The sequence below is a fragment of the Proteiniphilum propionicum genome (assembly GCF_022267555.1).
Lineage (GTDB): Bacteria > Bacteroidota > Bacteroidia > Bacteroidales > Dysgonomonadaceae > Proteiniphilum > Proteiniphilum propionicum.
The window spans coordinates 758401-775961 of the sequence record NZ_CP073586.1 but is presented as its reverse complement, the minus strand read 5'-3'; the positions used below and the strand labels follow the sequence as shown (position 1 = coordinate 775961).

The following is a 17561-nucleotide window of genomic DNA, read 5'->3' as shown; positions in this document are numbered from 1 at the left end:
CAGTTACCTTTCTTCTATTCTAAATCCTGCATATTTTAAATCTTCCCAGAAATTGGGATACGATTTGGAAACCACATTTGGGTCATTAATAATCAGTGTGTCTAAAATGATTGCACCCGGAGCAAAGGACATAGCCATACGATGGTCATCGTAGGTGTCTATAGACGGCTCTTTTACGGGAGAACATCGCGTTCCGTCCCATTCAAGCATGCCTATTTCAGTTTCATTAAGCAGATATCCAAGCTTTTCCAACTCATTGATCAATGCCTGCACACGATCAGTCTCTTTGATCTTCAGGCTCTGGATACCTGAGAAAAGAAATGGTATACCCATAAAACAACAGGTAGCCGCAAAAGTTTGTGCTAGATCAGGTTCATTTACAAAGTCGTGAAAAAATTTTCTCGTTTTTCTCTTTGAATTACGAATGATAATACCATCCGAAACAAAATCAGTTGTTACACCCAGGTCGCCGAAAAGATTAGCCACATTGGCATCGCCCTGGAGACTCTTTTTCTTCAGCCCATTCAGCTTTACCTCAGAACCTGGAAGCAGGGAAACCATTTCATACCAATAGGAAGCAGCGGTCCAGTCTGCCTCCACCACATGCTCAATTGGCTTGTAGGCTTGGTGCTTGACTGTTATATCATTACCCTCCCACTTGGCATGAACGCCACATTTCTCCATCATGTTCAGAGTAAGGTCGATATAAGGCCTGGAGACTATTTCTTTCTCGATATGCATGGTCAGTCCCTTTTCCATCAGAGGGGCAACCATAAGTAGTGCCGATATGAATTGAGAACTGATATTTCCGGAGAGATACACTTCGCCACCCTTGAGTTTTCGCCCCTTTATCTTGAGAGGTGGAAATCCCTCTTTCTCGAGATATTCAATCTCTGCTCCCAGCGCTATGAGAGTCTCTACAAGAGGATGAATGGGGCGCTCATGCATTCTTTTTGACCCCTTTACGATCCATTCGCCCTCCATCCCCGCTAGAAAAGCAGTCAGAAACCTCATTGCGGTGCCGGCCCCCTTAACGTCGAACACGTTGGAGTCGGAGTTGAAAGCATCTATAAGCACTTGCGTGTCTTCGCAATCGGAAAGATTCCTGATAGGATTATCGCTCAAACTCAATGCATTGAGAATAAGAGCTCTGTTGCTCATGCTCTTAGAAGAGGGGAGCTGTACTGTGACCCGGATTGAGCCGGGTGGAAACAATTTATATTGTAATTGCATCTCTGTGCGACTTTTATCACTGATATATAATACAAAAATAATACTTTAAAACGAAGGTTCAGCTGTTTCTTTTCGCTTTTACGTTGTTTAAATTCATTTAATTAATTTTTCCGCCTTGTGAAATATTGGCAATCGGTTGTTGATGTTATTTACACTCTTCTGCTTTGAATATTGTTTTGACCTTGCATCTCTTTTCTGCATATCTTTTCACTATGAATACCACTATCCCGGTTTTCGTCATACTCTGTTTATCTTACTTTCTACATTCAATGCCTTGAGTCTCCTCTGAAAATCTATTTTAATATCAATTGCCAAAAAGGTATTTATATTATAAATAATTATTTTTGATATTTTAGGTTTAGGGCGCAATATAATGCTTTCTCAATTGTTTAATATCCTGTCCAGATATACATATTCTGTCTTACATTCTCCATTCAACACCTTGTTTGGTGTCCTTTATCTCCACGCCTGCGGCTTTCAGTTCGTCACGTATCTTATCTGAAGTAGCCCAGTCTTTGTTTTCACGGGCAGTCTCTCTTATATCAAGAATCAACTTCATAAGATTGTCAATCACATTACTTCCTGCCACGCTTTTTGACTCATCCACCAACCCTAATACTTCAAAAACAAAGGTGTGCATAACCCTTTTCAGTGCTGCCAGATCATCGGCAGTGAGAGATTCTGTTTTATCGTACGCTGAGTTGATAATACGTACTCCATCGAACAGATGGGCAATCAGCACGGGGCTGTTAAAGTCGTCGTTCATGGCAGCGTAGCATCTGTCTTCCAGATCGGCGATGTTTACCGAAGAGGAGGGTGAAGGCTCTATCTTCTCTATTGTTGAGAAGCTCTCCATCAATTTTTTATATCCTTTTTCTGATGCCTGAAGAGCCTCGTTGGAGAAATCGAGTGTGCTCCGGTAATGAGACTGAGCCATAAAGAAACGTACGGTCATGGGTGAATAACCTCTTTCCAGCAATGGATGGCTACCGGTGAACAGCTCCCTTGGCAAAAAACCGTTTCCCGCCGTTTTGGACATACGTGTACCATTTACGGTGAGCATATTGGTGTGAACCCAGTACTTTACAGGCTCAGTGTGATTGCAGGCTACCGATTGAGCAATCTCATTGGTGTGGTGAGTTGCCTGAAGGTCCATTCCGCCACCATGAATATCGAACGAAGTACCTAAGTATTTGGTGCTCATGGCTGAACATTCGATATGCCAGCCCGGGAAACCCTGGCCCCATGGTGAAGGCCACTGCATAAGAGTTTCCGGATTTGCTTTTATCCATAGTGCAAAATCAAGCCTTCCCCGTTTTTCATCCTGTCCGCTCAGTTCGCGAGTACCTTCCAGCAGATCTTCCAGTTTTCTGTTTGTAAGCATTCCGTAGTCGTGGTGACGGCTGTATTTTTCTACGTCGAAGTAGACTGATCCGTTCACCTCATAAGCAAACCCTGCAGCCATAATCTCTTTTATCATCTCTACCTGCTCAATGATATGTCCGGTGGCGGTGGGCTCAATATTTGGCGGAAGAGTGTTGAAGAGTGAGAGTACTTCATGAAATCCGATGGTGTACTTTTGTACAATCTCCATCGGCTCAAGTTGTTCTATCCTGGCCCTTTTGGCAAATTTATCCTCTCCTTCATCACGGTCGCCTTCAAGATGCCCCGCATCTGTAATATTGCGTACATAGCGCACTCTGTATCCGAGGTGAAGCAGATATCTGTATATCATATCGAAAGAGATGAATGTACGGCAGTTCCCAAGGTGGATATCACTATACACAGTGGGGCCGCATACATACATACCCACGAGAGGAGGATGCAGTGGCTTAAAAACTTCTTTTGTCCTGCTTAATGTGTTGTAGATTACCAAACTTTTTGCTTTTTCTTCGTTCATTTTACCGGCTAGTTTTTTAAAAAGGCAAAATTACAAATTTAAGCGGTAATAACGGCATTTGGTATAAAAAAGGAAAAAAAGTCTTCTGTAACCGGTGTTGTTTTGCGTTTTTTATTACTTTTGCGATTTATTTTTGTTTAACTCATCAAAACAACTACAGTATGTTCAGGAAGATCTTTCTTTCCCTTGCAATCCTTTCTGTTGCGGTTGTGATTGAGGCGCAGAATCTACAACTGCATTTCGATCCCCGCCATTCATTTTACGGCGATGAAGTTGCCCCTGTCAATTATCTTACGGCTACATTTGAAATGTTTAAACCCGACCGGTGGGGGAATACTTTTATGTTTGTGGACTTTGATTTTAGTTTCGATAAAAGGAACCCGGGATTGGTTTATGCAGAGATAGCCCGTGAATTTAAGATAGGCGATTTTCCGCTTTTTCCCCATATAGAATATAATGGGGGTCTGGGACTGGTAAAAGGTACAGGTATTGGCTTTTCCATTCCTGCTGCTTATCTGGGAGGTTTGGGATACCCCTTTCAGTTGGGTAATTTCCACATGAACACATACGTGGCATACAAGCTGAATTCGTTTCAGGAGGTGAGTCACGACGCACAGTGGACCTTTACATGGAACTCGTTGCTGGCTGATAGCAAGCTTTCGCTTTCCGGATTTTTCGACTTGTGGTCCGAGAACAAAGACCGTACAGGTGTTGAATCGGGGAAAAGGCTGGTTTTGCTGAGCGAACCGCAGATATGGTACAATGTCACTCCCAATTTTTCTGTTGGGAGCGAAGTGGAGATAAGCTACAATTTTGTGCGACTTGAGAATTTTTATGCCATCCCAACGCTGGCAACTAAATGGACTTTCTGAAGTTTAATATAAGAATCTATGTTGGAAAAATTATTTAAGCTAAAAGCACACAAGACGACTGTTCGTACCGAGATTGTGGCGGGGATCATAACTTTTCTCACCATGTCTTATATTTTAATAGTGAACCCAAATATCCTGAGCGCATCGGGTATGGACAAGGCAGCACTTTTTACGGCAACGGCATTAGCTAGCGTACTGGGAACCATGTTTATGGCGTTCATCCCTAATCTGCCGGTGGCACAGGCACCCGGTATGGGGCTTAACTCTTTCTTCGCCTTTTCAGTAGTGTTAGGGCTCGGCTATTCTTGGCAGATGGCCCTTACTGCAGTTTTTATAGAAGGGATTATTTTTGTTATCCTCACGTTCTTTAATGTGCGGGAACTGATAGTGAAGAGTATTCCGGGTTCAATCAAAAATGCTATTCCAGTAGGAATAGGCCTTTTCATTACCTTTCTTGGGCTGCAGAACGCGGGATTGATTGTGAAAGATGAAAACACCATGCTAACCCTTGGGGCGATGTCTAACCCCCATATATGGGTCGCTTCGGCGGGACTTATACTTACAGCGGTATTGTATCATAAAAAAGTACACGGGGCGTTCCTTATAGGGATTATTGTCGCTACAATTTTTGCAGGCTTGCTGGGACTGGTCCACCTGCCCGAAGGAGGCATTGTTGCTCTCCCTCCCGATATATCACCAATCTTTATGAAGTTTGAATGGCACAATATCTTTACACCCGATATGCTGATCGTAGTGTTTACATTCCTTTTTGTAAATCTCTTCGATACCATTGGAACCCTTTTGGGAGTTGCTTCTAAGATTGGGCTTACTGACAACGAAGGGAGCTTTCCGCAAATTAAACGTGCCCTTTTTGCCGATGCTCTTGGCACAACCTTTGGTGCTGTTCTGGGAACAAGTACAGTTACCTCATACGTTGAGAGTGCTTCTGGCGTAGCTGTGGGAGGACGCACCGGGCTGACCGCTCTCTCCACGGCTGTAATGTTTGCACTGGCGTTGTTTCTCGCCCCGCTGTTCCTAATGGTTCCTGCCTCAGCTACTGCTCCAGCGCTTATACTGGTTGGGCTGTTCATGATAACTTCAGTTGTAAAGATCAATTTCCATGATATGACAGAAGCCCTGCCGGCTTTCCTTACCATTGTGATGATGCCTTTTGCTTTCAGTATTGCCCAGGGTATCGTGTTCGGCATGCTATCTTTTGTCTTCCTGAAAGCGCTGAGCGGAAAATTCAGGCAGATCTCCACGACCATGTGGGTGATATTTGTGTTGTTTATTGTGAAGATGGTATTGGATGCGATGAATGTGCTATAAATAACTATTAATGAAAGTAAGTCCTGTAAAATTCGTTTTACCGGGACTTACTTTTTATTTTTGCAGAAAACGGTAGTTAGGTACAGGCTTCATCTGGTATCTTTTTTTAATGGAAAAACCGATTAATAAAGTTTTTGAATGATGATAGATTTGTTTTTAAAGTTTCTTAAGTTTGGCGTGGTAGGATTGTCGGGTACGGTGATCGATTTTTTCTTTACATGGATGTGCAAGGAGAAGTTAAAGTGGAATAAATTTCTTTCCAATTCAATCGGTTTTATGCTGGCAGCCACATCCAACTATGTTTTGAACAGAATCTGGACATTTGAAAGCGAAAATCCTGATGTGGGACTTGAATATTTATCTTTTTTCCTAGTTTCGGTGATTGGCCTAGGATTGAATAACCTGTTTCTTTATCTACTTCACGAAAAGGGGAAGATAAACTTCTACATATCTAAAGCTATCGCTACTGCATTCGTAACCCTGTGGAACTTCGTTGCAAACTATTTCTTCACCTTTAATAAATGCTAAAGCATTTTCATTTGCTTTTTACAGATGAAATAATTACTTTTGCGCTCTGAATCAATTAATAATAAGTAATACTAACACTGACAATATTTTATGGCAACAACTGCTGATTTCAGGAACGGGATGTGCATCGATTTGGATGGGCAGTACTTTTTTATTGTGGAATTTCTGCATGTGAAACCAGGTAAAGGGGCAGCTTTCGTTCGTACAAAACTTAAAAATGTGACTACCGGACGCGTGCTTGAAAAGACATTCAACTCGGGGGTAAGGGTGGATGAGGTACGTATAGAACGTCGCCCTTTTCAGTATCTCTACCGCGACGATATGGGATATAATTTCATGAATACCGAAACATTTGAGCAAATACCCATCCCTGAAGAGCAGATTGAAGGAGTGCAGTTCTTAAAAGAAGGTGATATAGTGGATGTGCAGATCCATGCCGAAAGCGGGACTATTCTTACAGCAGAAATGCCTCTGCATGTTGTGCTTGAGGTTACCTATACCGAGCCAGGAATAAAAGGCGATACCGCAACAAACGCCTTGAAGCCTGCAACCGTTGAAACAGGTGCTGAGGTGCGTGTGCCACTTTTTGTAAACACAGGTGAAAAAATAAAAGTTGATACACGAAACGGATCCTATGTGGAACGTGTGAGAGAGTGATTCTTAGTAAACATTTAAATAACTTCGTATTAGAGAGGACGAACATGAAAGAAAATGTCCGTCCTCTTTTGTTTTAAAACTGCCGTCCCCTTCCCATTATGATTTTTATTCGTACATTTGTTCTGTTACAATCCGGAAATATAATAACATGAACAGGTTAAGTATCAAACAGTGGGCAGAGGAAGATCGTCCAAGGGAAAAATTAGTGATGAAAGGGGTATCGGCGCTCTCCGATTCGGAGCTACTTGCTATATTGATTGGCTCTGGTAATGACAGGGAGAGTGCGGTAGAACTGAGTAAACGAATTCTGCTTAAAGCCGACAACGATTTGAATAATCTTGCCCGTATGAGTGTGGCCGACCTGGTGCGGAACTTCCGTGGAATAGGTGAAGCCAAGGCAGTTACAGTTATCTCGGCTCTCGAATTGGGGAGGCGAAGGAAAAATACGGATATCTCCGACAGAAGAAAAATAGTATCATCACGCGATGCACATGAACATTTCTTTCCAATTCTTTCCGATCTGAACCATGAAGAGACGTGGGCTTTGCTTACAGACCGGTCAAACAAGGTACTTACCACAATGCAGGTCAGCAGGGGAGGTATTTCGGGGACCGTTGTGGATATCCGTCTGATTCTTCGAGAGGCGCTAAATCATTATGCATCAGGTATAATACTTGGGCATAATCATCCCTCCGGGAATTGCCGTCCTAGCCCTCAGGATACTCATATTTCAAAAAAGCTGAAAGATGCTGCTCAATTGATGGATATCATGCTGTTGGATCATATTATAGTATGCGGGGAAACTTATTTCAGTTATGCAGATGAAGGAATTATCTGATTAAAGAAACAATTTGCCCGGAATTCGGTTTAATAATAAAAAATGAATTATGAACGAAAAGATACAGGCGATACAAGATAAAATAGTGGTGATGCTCCGTACGGTGTATGATCCCGAAATTCCCGTGAATATCTATGATCTGGGTATGATCTACGATGTGGATGTAGATGATGATAGCAATGTAACAATAGAAATGACATTTACATCGCCCGCTTGTCCGGCTGCAGATTTTATCCTTATGGATGTGCAGTTGAAAGTTGAATCGATACAGGAGGTGAAAAAGGTGGACATCAATCTTACCTTCGATCCGCCGTGGGATCGTTCGATGATGAGTGAAGAGGCTCTTCTGGAGCTGGGAATGATGTAATCTGGTGTGGAAATTTGCAGAATCATTAACAGTGGATAAAAAGATATATTTCCTCGCTGATGCCCATTTAGGATCAAAATCGCATAACGATTCCTTTGAGACGGAACGGAAGCTGTGTCGTTGGCTTGATTTCGCAAGACAGGATGCCCAGGCGATTTATCTGATGGGTGATATATTTGACTACTGGTATGAATACAGGTATGTTGTACCTAAAGGGTTTACTCGTGTTTTGGGAAAGCTGGCAGAGGTGACCGATTCAGGGGTGGAGGTCCATTTTTTTATTGGGAACCACGATATATGGTTAACCGACTACCTTTCAGAAGAGTGTGGGCTAATTCTGCATTTCGAACCTTTTATAACCGAAATAGAAGGAAAGAAATTTTTTCTTGCTCACGGCGATGGGCTGGGGGATAACTCCAGGTCGTTTCGCCTGCTTAGAAAAGTGTTCCACAGCAAATTCCTCAGGAGATGTTTTTCGGCTATTCACCCAAGGTGGACCATACCGATGGCACATGCCTGGTCGAATAGCAGCCGCCTCTACGGCGGAGTGCAGCCCTACCTGGGCGAGGAAAAGGAGAATCTTGTCAACTTTGCAAAACAGAAACTGAGTGAAGTTCCTGATATTGATTACTTTATTTTCGGACACCGCCATATATTGCTTGAACTGCCCATAGCAGAGAGCTCTAAAGTAATTATGCTTGGGGACTGGATAACATACTTCTCCTATGCAGTATTCAACGGGAAAACCTTAAGGCTAGAGAGGTACGACTCTTAAATATCAGTTTTATCCTTTTTAACTGATGTACCGAGATTTACGAAGCTATATCCCCGGTAAACATATAATGGGCCTTCGCACATGGCGAACTTCAATTCATGCAGTGTAATTTTAGGGATGCAAAATTTTTTTGAAAAAATCCCATATTACAATACCTGCAGCAACCGACACATTGAGAGAGTGCTTGGTGCCATATTGCGGGATCTCGATACACCCGTCCGAAGCATCGATAACTGATTGTTGCACACCGTAAACTTCGTGTCCGAAGACAACAGCATATTTTTTGTTTTTGTCCAACTCCGTTGATTCCAATGAGAGACTGTTCTCAGCCTGCTCAACGGAGAAGATTGTATAGCCTTCAGATCGCAGTTGCTGAACGGCCGATAATGTTTTTTCAAAATAGCGCCACTTTACTGAGTCTTCGGAACCGAGAGCAGTCTTGTGGATTTCGGCATCGGGTGGTGTTGCGGTTATACCGCAAAGTAATATCTCCTTGACTCTGAAAGCATCGCTTGTGCGAAAAACAGAACCTATATTGTTCCTGCTGCGTACGTTATCAAGTACTATTACCAGGGGAATTTTCTCAGCAGCCTGAAACTCCTCAATACTTATACGATTCAGCTCTTCAACCTTAAGTTTTCGTCTTTTCATTTTACTAAACATCAGATTTATTCATTATCATGCTGTTGTTTTCAATCATCTCAAACATCTCTATCGTATCAATCCGTCATTTCCAACACTCGATAGCCTTTTCGTAGATAAACATTCGCACGCATCCTCCTGTTATTTCAAATGGTCTTTCCAAATACTCAGTTACCTTTTCAAAGGCCAAAGAGGCATAAATAAAGTAAACAGAGAAGGTATTTCTCAATATTAAATCACTTTTTCCCATCGCGTTTTATAACAGCCCTTATAACAAACCATGCATGATGAAGCAAGGTTGACAGGTGGCCGTAATATTTCACCATGATACGGTACCGTTCTCTTAGAGATGCTTTACGGTTGGCAGTAGTCATTCCTTCGTTAAGATAGTTGATGAGCGTACTGCGAGTGTTGTAAATTGATGCAGCCTTTTTCATCATTCGAATGCACCAGTCGAAATCGGAGGAGAATCGGTATGAAATATCGTAAGGCTCAAAGAGTATCCGTTTCACAAAAAATGCCTGATGACACACTACCATTCCCATTTTGAAACTCTTCCAAGAGAGTCTGTCAGGAGCTTTCAGGCGGCGCATATGTAAAAATTCACCCTCTCCATTTACAATGGCAGTCTCTCCGTAGAGAATATCGGGAGAAGCCTTCTCCTTAAAAGATTGCATCATTTTTTCTACCGTTTCCTTTTCAAAAAAGGTATCACCGGCGTTCAGAAAACAGATATAATCGCCCGATGCCATTGCTACAGCCTTGTTCATTGCGTCGTATAATCCTTTATCCGGCTCGCTCATCCATTTCATCTTCTCATTTGAATATCGACTGATGAGCATCGGTGTATCGTCTTTTGACGCTCCATCTACAATCACGTGCTCAATGTTATGATATGTTTGCTCCTGAACGCTTTTCAGTGTTCGTTCCAGAGTCATTTCGGCATTGAAGGTAACAGTTATGACAGAAAGTTTAAGCATGATATATATCGATGTACTGTTGTGCTATCAGTGATTCATTGTAATCTTTAAGTGCTTTTTTGCGTGCGTTGGATGATAGTGTTGCGTAATCGGCCTTATAAAGAGTCCATAATATCCCGTTTGCCAGGTCTCCGGCGTCTTTGTATTTGGCTACGTAACCGTTTTCACCGTGTAAGATCATCTCGGGAATACCACCTGTATTGAACCCTACACAGGGTGTTCCGCATGCCATTGCCTCCATGAGGGTATTGGGCAGGTTCTCCTGTAACGATGGTGTTACAAACAGATCGGCAGCGTTATAGGCATCAACCATTTTATTAGGCGGAATAAGTCCCAAGTCAATAGCAGGGAGCGAAAGCTTTTCCTCCAATTCTTCACCGTTGCCGCCGGCAATGATGAACAGTATGTTGTTGTGATTCTTTGCAAGTATTCGGCTTGCCTCGAGCAGACAGTGAATCCCTTTTCTGGGATCAGATGCTTTTACTGCTGCAAACAGCACAATTTTCCTGTCAACGGGCAGATTGAGCCTTTTGAGCGCTTCAAATTTGTTTTTTTGGCAATACTCATCAGTATTTATGGGATTAGGTATGGATACTACCGTATGTCCTTGCGTTAGCGGACTTCTGATTGCAAGTTCTTTGAGCCAGTTGCTGCAGGCCACAAAAGTGATTTTCCCATTTCCGTAGATGGCTTGTTTTTTCAGAAAAATACTGTGTGACAGATCTTCAGGCGATGCTGATACTAAATAGGGGCACAAACCGCATGACCTCTCGTAGTTAATGCAAGTAACCGCATGGTGGCAGATTCCGGTGAACGGCCACATATCGTGCATTGTCCACACCACCTTTTTGCCGGAGGCAATGATCTTTTCAATTTCATTTACGGATAGCATCCCTTGATTAATCCAATGCAGATGAATAACATCGGCCTCCCTGAATAAGGGTAGCTCTGTAATTGAGCAGCCAGTGTTGGCGATAGAAACGTCGAATAAGTTTTCTTTTGAGAAACGGTTTTGTAAAAAAATCGCTCCCCGTTCAAAATAAAAATTCCATCTGCTTTTGAGTTGGTTGCCAACCACAAACACATCAGGGTCATTTGACCTTTTATCCCGGACAAGCATTTTAACATTTTCTCCACCGGAATTTAGTGCTCTCATTAGCCTGAATGCTGCCAAAGCTGCCCCGCCGTAAATGTCTGATGTGCTTACAATGAGAATGTTCATATGTTATCTACTTCTCAGAAAACGGTTAATCCTTCCCTTTAACTTTGCCCAAACAGAGTTTTTTCTTCTGTAATATTTACCGATTGCTTTTTTTACAGCTCTGTTTTCTCTGATTACTCCGATCTCTGTCTTTAAATCATCTTTATGGAGACTGGTCGAATAAACGATGTTCCTTCCGCTATGTCTTCCACTTCCGTCAAATCCAATGTTTTGAACGAGTGATTTTCCTGCATTGAGTGAAAGAACGTTGTTCAGGAACAGTGAAGCGTACCAGCGGATAGCCCAGGAGTCGTTTTTCCCTTTAACCTGCCTTTTCAGCATACGTGTATATGGGTAATTTCCATTGAAATCGAACGCTTTTGTTAGTCTCTTCTTTTTCAGTGACAATAACAGAGCTTCCCCGTCAGGGTTAAACATCTGCCAAGCTCTTTTCCAGGTTGCCCATCCCCAGCTGCCTGTCCATCTTATTAAAAAGACATCCGGCAGGTCGGGCAAAGGGAAACAGAATCCCTGTATATGACCTATCCTCTCTTCATCTTTGAATCTCTCAAGCGTTTCGTTCATAAACGTCAGAAAATATGGAGATGTAACAATATCGTCTTCAAGAACAATTACTCTGCCATATTCGTTTACAATCCTGGTAACACCGTCGATAATATTTCTTGCCAGGCCCTGGTTAAACTTGTTTTCAATAATATGAATCTCCTTGAAGCCTTCTATTGAGTGTATAAGTTCACGTACCTTCAGCACCTCACTCTTATCGGAGTTGTCTTTATAACCGTCAGAAAAAATATATAGCACGCTCTGGCTGCTTAACTTGTTGTTGAGCAATGCCTCTAATGTTTGCCGGGTATGGGAAGGACGGTTATATGTGAAGAGTATGACAGGGGCAGGGTTCATAGGCTAAAAATCTATTTTGTTCGACAGCACATTTCGTTCTAGCACATGTAGCGCAACGTGGCGCCCCACTTCTATACCTCTCTGCGAAAGCTGTCTCTCTACTGTTTCATAAGCCAGTGTTGGATTATTATTGTCGCCGCTCAGATGGCAGAGCCAGATATTGCGCAGCTCCGATGAATAGTTGTTAGCTAGGAATTCGGCAGTTTCACGGTTGCTGAGATGTCCTTCTCCTGATGTGATCCGGCGTTTCAGATGATAGGGATAGCAGCCGTTACGGAGCATCTCCTCATCATAATTGCTTTCAATAACCAAGTGGTTTGCTTTGCAGATATAGTATGCTACCTCATCGGTTATGGCACCTACATCGGTAACCAGAGTAAGCTTGTTGTTGCCGAATTCAAAAAAATAGCCTGCATTATCGATACTGTCGTGTGGCACGTTGAAAGCAGTAATGCGGAAATCTTCAATCTGAAAAGGGTTCCCTTTTTTAATATATTTTGATGACCCGTTGAGGCTGTGGCGTATAAGTGGACTGTTTGATATGCCTCTGTGCACCTCACGGGTTGCATACACCGGGATATGCAGTTTCTCTCCCAGGTATCCGGCCGATTTTATATGATCGTAGTGATCGTGAGTTATCAGAACTGCCATAATAGATGATAGATCAACTCCGTTTTCGGCAAGTCGCTTTCTGATAACGCGGGGCCCTATACCGGCATCTATAAGGATGCCGTAACGGCTGTTACCCAGATAGTAGCAATTGCCGCAACTCCCGCTGCTCAGGCTGAAAAATGAGAATCGTTCCAATTGAAAAAGTTCGTATTGCATAGTTGAATACAAAGATAAAGTAAATAAATCAATACCGGCATCTCTTTATGGGCAGCTTATAATTTGCTTTTTATCTTCTCGTGTGATATCTTGCCTATTTCAGCAGCTGTCTCTGAGTAAGAACTGCGATGTGATCCAAATATTTTTTGTGTACGTGATAAGGAGTATAGTTCCACTAAAGCATCCTCTATCCCTTCGGGGGTAGATCGTGAAGTGGGTTTCCAGTCCGTTATTATTCGATCTCCGAAAATGCTTGTAAGCTTCTTTTTTTCTTCCGTAGAATCCGATGCTACGTAGAAACGTACGTCACTTTCACTTTCTATCTCTTTTTTCATCCGCTGGATAAACAATTCAGTAGGACTTTCTCTGATGGAGTTAATGTTATCTGTGCGGCGGATATGTACCCCAACAGTATAGTTTGTAAAATTTTTGCACCTTTCATTTATCCGTTCCTGCAACCAGGGTACAGGAATAAAAGAGTTGAATCTGAACTTAGATTCGCCTGGATAGAATAGCACGCATGCTGACAGATAAGTTTTTTTATTTGATAACACCCATTGACGGAAGTCGAAATTCATGCTTACCCTTTGTGTTACATCATCTTCATACAGGCAGTTATTGAAAGCAGCTTTTTCAAAAATAAATGGAATAAAAAGGTTTTTCCTACGGGGACGGTCATACAGTATGTAATCCGATAATACAGCGTTGCGCAATCTTAAATTTGGTATGTCAATTGATTGGAATAATTGTTCAAAAGAGCAGTTCAGTCCTTTGTCTTTGAACCATATCGCCGTAGCTTGTATATTCGTACCTCTTATTAAAGCTATAATTGATTCGATAGCTTTCATGCGGTTTGCAAGTCCCCCGTATGGTACAAGTGTTACATATGATTTCATTTCAATTAACTAACGGATATCTATAAAGTTATTCCTCATTTGCAGATATTGGCATGCCGGCTTACGTTTGGTTGCAACGCTTGTTTATTCAAAAGTTTGCTGAGACAGCCTTATTACTGTTTGGTTATAGCTTTCAATCATCTTTCTCACCACATCTTCGGCGTGGATAATCTGTTTGATCTGTGAAGCTATCTGCCCAATCTCTAGCTCGCCTTCGTTGAGATCACCTTCAAAAATACCTTTTTTGGAACGACCCCTGCCAAGGAGTTGCCGTAATTCGTCCTCTGTGGCCCCCCTGTCTTCCATCTCCTGAACCTGACGGTAAAAGTCGTTTTTAATTATGCGTGTGGGACTTACTTTCTTGAGTGAAAGCATGGTATCGCCCTCATCCAAGGTGATGCACTTTTCTTTGAATGCATCGCTGGCAGAGCTCTCATAAGTAAGGGCGAAGCGTGTACCTGACTGCACCCCTTCTGCACCCAGAGCAAATGCTGCAGCCATCGCCTCTCCGGAGGCAATACCACCGGCGGCAATAAGCGGCAGATCAACTGCACCCCTTACCTGTGGTATTAAAGTAAGTGTGGTGGTCTCTTCGCGGCCGTTGTGGCCACCTGCTTCAAACCCTTCGGCAACTATGGCATCAACACCTGCAGCAGCGGATTTTTGGGCAAACAGGGAGCTTGAGACAACATGCGCTACTTTTATTCCCCTGGCTTTCAGTACCGGGGTCCACGTTTTTGGATTTCCAGCGGAAGTGAAAACTACAGGTACTCCCTCTTCCATCACTATCTTTATAATCTCTTCTATCTGGGGATACATCAGCGGGACATTCACCCCAAAGGGTTTTTCAGTTGCTGCCTTGCATTTTTTAATATGCTCCCGCAGCGTGACAGGATGCATTGATCCCGCTCCAATCAATCCCAAAGCACCGGCATTGCTAACTGCTGAAGCCAGCCTCCACCCGCTGCACCATACCATGCCGGCCTGTACAATAGGGTAGCGTATGCCAAATAGGGCTGATATCCTGTTACTGTTCATTTTTTTGTTTATTGTGCAAAGATAGCTTTTGCTTATCAATTTTATCTAATCATAATCCAAATTTTAATTTACTATCTGCTTCTTAAGAATATTTTTAGTAGCTTTGTAAGCTGTTGCCTGATGTCTCTGATAAGGCAATGAATAAGTAAAATTGTAAATGAATCGCTGACATTATGAATGTCCTTCTTCTTGGTTCCGGTGGTCGTGAGCATGCTTTAGCGTGGAAAATACGCAAAAGCGGCTATCTGAATAATCTTTATATTGCTCCTGGTAATGCAGGCACTGCAATGCTGGGGACAAATGTTTCTATTAGCGTTACTGATTTTGAAGCGATGAAGCAATTCTCGCTCGACAATGATGTTGATATGATTGTGGTCGGTCCTGAAGACCCTTTGGTACAAGGTATTTACGATTTTTTTCATGACGATGAAGATATTTGTCATATTGCCGTAATAGGCCCTTCAAAAAAGGGGGCACAGCTGGAAGGGAGCAAGGATTTTGCCAAAGATTTCATGATTCGCCACAATATCCCCACGGCAATTTATAAAACTGTCACTCTTGAAAATATTGTAGAGGGAAACACCTTTCTAGAATCACTTCCTTCACCCTACGTGTTAAAAGCTGACGGATTGGCTGCAGGTAAGGGTGTACTTATTATTGATGAACTTAATGAAGCAAAGAGGATGCTTTGGGAGATGCTTAACGGGAAGTTCGGCAAGGCAAGCAGCAAGGTAGTGATAGAGGAGTTCCTGTCTGGTATAGAGTGTTCGGTTTTTGTGTTGACCGATGGAAACTCATACAAGATATTTCCTGTTGCAAAAGATTATAAGCGTGTTGGAGAAGGTAATACCGGCTTGAATACCGGCGGCATGGGTGCCGTATCGCCTGTCCCCTTTGCAGATAAAGAATTCATGGAAAAAGTGCGCATTAGCATTGTTGAACCTACCATAAAAGGATTACAAAAAGAGAAGATCGAATATAAAGGATTTATTTTCCTGGGACTGATTAAGATAGGAGAAGACCCAAAAGTGATTGAATACAATGTGCGTATGGGTGATCCGGAATCGGAAGTGGTGATGCCGCTTGTCAAGTCCGACCTTTTAGAACTGTTTATCAGTGTGGCAACCGAGACGCTTGATAGCAAAACGCTGGAGGTTGACGGTCGTTTTGCAACAACCGTTATGATGGTTTCAGGGGGTTACCCAGAAGCCTATGAAAAAGGTAAAAAGATTGACGGTCTTGAAAATATTCAGGATAGTATTGTGTTTCATGCAGGAACAAAAATTCAGGGCAACGATGTGGTTACTGCAGGCGGCCGCGTGTTGGCAGTTACCTCTTATGGCAACACAATGGATGAAGCATTAAAAACATCCTACAAGAACATTGAAAAAATAAGATTCGAAGAGAGTTATTTCAGAAAAGATATAGGGTTCGATCTTCGCATCCCGTAAACAATCAATCCTCATGCACAGTGTTGTAAGGAGATTCAGGTCAGTAATAGTCGAGGGACGCTTCATCCCTGTGCTCACTTCAATATGTGTGATAGGTATGCGTGCCGCAATGTTTTATTGGGGAAACAGGGCACAAGCCTCTTTTATCGACGATAGCCATCTTTGGAGATATTTTGAACATTTGTTTGATGATCCGTTTACATCGTTTTTCGTTTCCACTCTCTCTGTTTTTCTTATTGCATCAATAATTGCCACTATGAATGGCAGGTTTAACCTTATCCGTTCACGTTCAAATCTTCCCTTTGTTGTTCCTCTTTTTTTGTTAAGCCTCCATCCATGTTTTCTTGTGATGAACGGCAACTATATCGCCATCGTGTTTGTCCTGCTGGCATTTTTTCCTCTACTGAGATCTTATCAAAAGTCAAGTTCATACCTCTATTCCTTTCGTGCAGGGGTGTTAATAGCTGCAGCTTCATTGTTCCAGATCTACGCGCTTATGCTGATACCTCTATGGTGGAAAGGGGAACGGACAATGCGCGGCCCTCAGTTCCGTTCGCTCTTGTCATCGCTTTTCGGTGTTTCACTAATATATCTATCTGTTTTTTCTCTCTATTTTCTTTTCGATGATATTCCCGGTTTCGTTCAGCCTTTTTTAGCTTTTGCTTTATTTTCGCTTCCCGGGATTCCAGCTTTTTCCGTTTCGGAGTGGGTGGCTGTGATTATTACCGGCCTGTTTTTTGTGTCGAACATGATTTTTAGTATAAATACCTACTCAAGAGATAAAGTGCTAACAATTAGCTTTATGCAGTTTGTGGTATTCCTCACCGTATTTATGTTATTATTGCAGATTGTTTACTGGAGCCGGAACATATTCTTTCTAACTCTTGTCGTGCCTCTAATATCTTATCTGAATGCATACTTCTACACTAGGACTGTTTCCAAGTCAGCTATATATATGGCATATTTCATTATAGTGGTGATGACCTGTTTTTACCTTTCTCATTTTTCCTTTTTTGCTGATCTTTTAGTTAAACAATATCATGTTTTCAGGTGTTAAATATATAGGTTTCATGTGATTATTTTATTTTTTGCATTAAACCCGCGT

General features: G+C 42.3%; 18 protein-coding genes. 9 read left to right on the top strand and 9 right to left on the bottom strand.

The genetic code is table 11. The features are described from left to right. Window positions 1-3: 3 nt before the first annotated feature. Together KDN43_RS02940 and cysS are read right to left on the bottom strand one after the other, a co-directional pair. Window positions 4-1233: a 3-phosphoshikimate 1-carboxyvinyltransferase gene (locus tag KDN43_RS02940; protein ID WP_238868202.1), complete on the bottom strand. Its 1230-nt coding sequence runs from the start codon at window positions 1231-1233 to the stop codon at window positions 4-6. A gap of 421 nt (window positions 1234-1654) precedes the next feature. After that, complete coding sequence (cysS, locus tag KDN43_RS02935; protein WP_238868201.1) at window positions 1655-3133, bottom strand: cysteine--tRNA ligase; 1479 nt, start codon at window positions 3131-3133, stop codon at window positions 1655-1657. 161 nt (window positions 3134-3294) lie between these two features. Between cysS and KDN43_RS02930 the strand changes: the two genes are divergently transcribed. From KDN43_RS02930 to KDN43_RS02900, 7 genes are all read left to right on the top strand, one after another. Then, window positions 3295-4005: a DUF5020 family protein gene (locus KDN43_RS02930; protein ID WP_238868200.1), complete on the top strand. Its 711-nt coding sequence runs from the start codon at window positions 3295-3297 to the stop codon at window positions 4003-4005. An 18-nt stretch (window positions 4006-4023) separates the two neighbouring features. Next, a complete protein-coding gene (locus KDN43_RS02925; RefSeq protein WP_238868199.1) occupies window positions 4024-5334 on the top strand; it encodes an NCS2 family permease in 1311 nt (436 codons plus the stop codon). Between the two features lie 141 nt (window positions 5335-5475). Next, entirely contained in the window at window positions 5476-5862 is a 387-nt protein-coding gene (locus KDN43_RS02920; RefSeq protein WP_238869532.1) for a GtrA family protein, read from the top strand. Between the two features lie 90 nt (window positions 5863-5952). Next, window positions 5953-6519: an elongation factor P gene (efp, locus tag KDN43_RS02915; RefSeq protein ID WP_238868198.1), complete on the top strand. Its 567-nt coding sequence runs from the start codon at window positions 5953-5955 to the stop codon at window positions 6517-6519. A 148-nt stretch (window positions 6520-6667) separates the two neighbouring features. After that, entirely contained in the window at window positions 6668-7357 is a 690-nt protein-coding gene (radC, locus tag KDN43_RS02910) for a RadC family protein (RefSeq protein WP_238868197.1), read from the top strand. A gap of 49 nt (window positions 7358-7406) precedes the next feature. Next, window positions 7407-7724, top strand: coding sequence for a metal-sulfur cluster assembly factor (locus tag KDN43_RS02905; RefSeq protein WP_238868196.1), 318 nt, complete (start codon window positions 7407-7409; stop codon window positions 7722-7724). A gap of 31 nt (window positions 7725-7755) precedes the next feature. Beyond that, window positions 7756-8499, top strand: a complete 744-nt coding sequence (locus tag KDN43_RS02900) for a UDP-2,3-diacylglucosamine diphosphatase (protein ID WP_238868195.1) — start codon at window positions 7756-7758, stop codon at window positions 8497-8499. A gap of 111 nt (window positions 8500-8610) precedes the next feature. Here KDN43_RS02900 and KDN43_RS02895 read toward each other — a convergent pair whose 3' ends face one another. From KDN43_RS02895 to KDN43_RS02865, 7 genes are all read right to left on the bottom strand, one after another. Then, window positions 8611-9150 carry an RNA methyltransferase gene (locus KDN43_RS02895; protein WP_238868194.1) on the bottom strand — a complete coding sequence of 180 codons (540 nt, stop codon included), beginning with the start codon at window positions 9148-9150 and terminating at the stop codon, window positions 8611-8613. 227 nt (window positions 9151-9377) lie between these two features. After that, entirely contained in the window at window positions 9378-10121 is a 744-nt protein-coding gene (locus KDN43_RS02890) for a glycosyltransferase family 2 protein (protein WP_238868193.1), read from the bottom strand. Next, complete coding sequence (locus KDN43_RS02885) at window positions 10114-11343, bottom strand: glycosyltransferase family 4 protein (RefSeq protein WP_238868192.1); 1230 nt, start codon at window positions 11341-11343, stop codon at window positions 10114-10116. Before KDN43_RS02885 ends, KDN43_RS02890 begins: the two co-directional genes overlap by 8 nt. A 3-nt stretch (window positions 11344-11346) precedes the next feature. Then, on the bottom strand, window positions 11347-12243 hold the full coding sequence (locus KDN43_RS02880) for a glycosyltransferase (RefSeq protein WP_238868191.1): 897 nt from the start codon (window positions 12241-12243) through the stop codon (window positions 11347-11349). 3 nt (window positions 12244-12246) lie between these two features. Next, on the bottom strand, window positions 12247-13071 hold the full coding sequence (locus tag KDN43_RS02875) for an MBL fold metallo-hydrolase (RefSeq protein WP_238868190.1): 825 nt from the start codon (window positions 13069-13071) through the stop codon (window positions 12247-12249). 56 nt (window positions 13072-13127) lie between these two features. After that, on the bottom strand, window positions 13128-13967 hold the full coding sequence (locus tag KDN43_RS02870; protein ID WP_238868189.1) for an O-fucosyltransferase family protein: 840 nt from the start codon (window positions 13965-13967) through the stop codon (window positions 13128-13130). 84 nt (window positions 13968-14051) lie between these two features. Beyond that, on the bottom strand, window positions 14052-15005 hold the full coding sequence (locus KDN43_RS02865; protein WP_238868188.1) for an NAD(P)H-dependent flavin oxidoreductase: 954 nt from the start codon (window positions 15003-15005) through the stop codon (window positions 14052-14054). 173 nt (window positions 15006-15178) lie between these two features. Here KDN43_RS02865 and purD point away from each other — a divergent pair, with 173 nt between their 5' ends. After that, a complete protein-coding gene (purD, locus tag KDN43_RS02860; RefSeq protein WP_238868187.1) occupies window positions 15179-16456 on the top strand; it encodes a phosphoribosylamine--glycine ligase in 1278 nt (425 codons plus the stop codon). Window positions 16457-16469: 13 nt separating this feature from the next. Next, complete coding sequence (locus tag KDN43_RS02855) at window positions 16470-17513, top strand: hypothetical protein (protein WP_238868186.1); 1044 nt, start codon at window positions 16470-16472, stop codon at window positions 17511-17513. The last annotated feature ends 48 nt before the right edge of the window (window positions 17514-17561 follow it).

What these genes read in the sequence shown, in the direction of transcription:
- KDN43_RS02940 (WP_238868202.1), bottom strand. Translation starts at nt 1,233, where the DNA reads ATGCAATTACAATATAAATTGTTTCCACCCGGCTCAATCCGGGTCACA.
- cysS (WP_238868201.1), bottom strand. Translation starts at nt 3,133, where the DNA reads ATGAACGAAGAAAAAGCAAAAAGTTTGGTAATCTACAACACATTAAGC.
- KDN43_RS02930 (WP_238868200.1), top strand. Translation starts at nt 3,295, where the DNA reads ATGTTCAGGAAGATCTTTCTTTCCCTTGCAATCCTTTCTGTTGCGGTT.
- KDN43_RS02925 (WP_238868199.1), top strand. Translation starts at nt 4,024, where the DNA reads ATGTTGGAAAAATTATTTAAGCTAAAAGCACACAAGACGACTGTTCGT.
- KDN43_RS02920 (WP_238869532.1), top strand. Translation starts at nt 5,476, where the DNA reads ATGATAGATTTGTTTTTAAAGTTTCTTAAGTTTGGCGTGGTAGGATTG.
- efp (WP_238868198.1), top strand. Translation starts at nt 5,953, where the DNA reads ATGGCAACAACTGCTGATTTCAGGAACGGGATGTGCATCGATTTGGAT.
- radC (WP_238868197.1), top strand. Translation starts at nt 6,668, where the DNA reads ATGAACAGGTTAAGTATCAAACAGTGGGCAGAGGAAGATCGTCCAAGG.
- KDN43_RS02905 (WP_238868196.1), top strand. Translation starts at nt 7,407, where the DNA reads ATGAACGAAAAGATACAGGCGATACAAGATAAAATAGTGGTGATGCTC.
- KDN43_RS02895 (WP_238868194.1), bottom strand. Translation starts at nt 9,150, where the DNA reads ATGAAAAGACGAAAACTTAAGGTTGAAGAGCTGAATCGTATAAGTATT.
- KDN43_RS02890 (WP_238868193.1), bottom strand. Translation starts at nt 10,121, where the DNA reads ATGCTTAAACTTTCTGTCATAACTGTTACCTTCAATGCCGAAATGACT.
- KDN43_RS02885 (WP_238868192.1), bottom strand. Translation starts at nt 11,343, where the DNA reads ATGAACATTCTCATTGTAAGCACATCAGACATTTACGGCGGGGCAGCT.
- KDN43_RS02880 (WP_238868191.1), bottom strand. Translation starts at nt 12,243, where the DNA reads ATGAACCCTGCCCCTGTCATACTCTTCACATATAACCGTCCTTCCCAT.
- KDN43_RS02875 (WP_238868190.1), bottom strand. Translation starts at nt 13,071, where the DNA reads ATGCAATACGAACTTTTTCAATTGGAACGATTCTCATTTTTCAGCCTG.
- KDN43_RS02870 (WP_238868189.1), bottom strand. Translation starts at nt 13,967, where the DNA reads ATGAAATCATATGTAACACTTGTACCATACGGGGGACTTGCAAACCGC.
- KDN43_RS02865 (WP_238868188.1), bottom strand. Translation starts at nt 15,005, where the DNA reads ATGAACAGTAACAGGATATCAGCCCTATTTGGCATACGCTACCCTATT.
- purD (WP_238868187.1), top strand. Translation starts at nt 15,179, where the DNA reads ATGAATGTCCTTCTTCTTGGTTCCGGTGGTCGTGAGCATGCTTTAGCG.
- KDN43_RS02855 (WP_238868186.1), top strand. Translation starts at nt 16,470, where the DNA reads ATGCACAGTGTTGTAAGGAGATTCAGGTCAGTAATAGTCGAGGGACGC.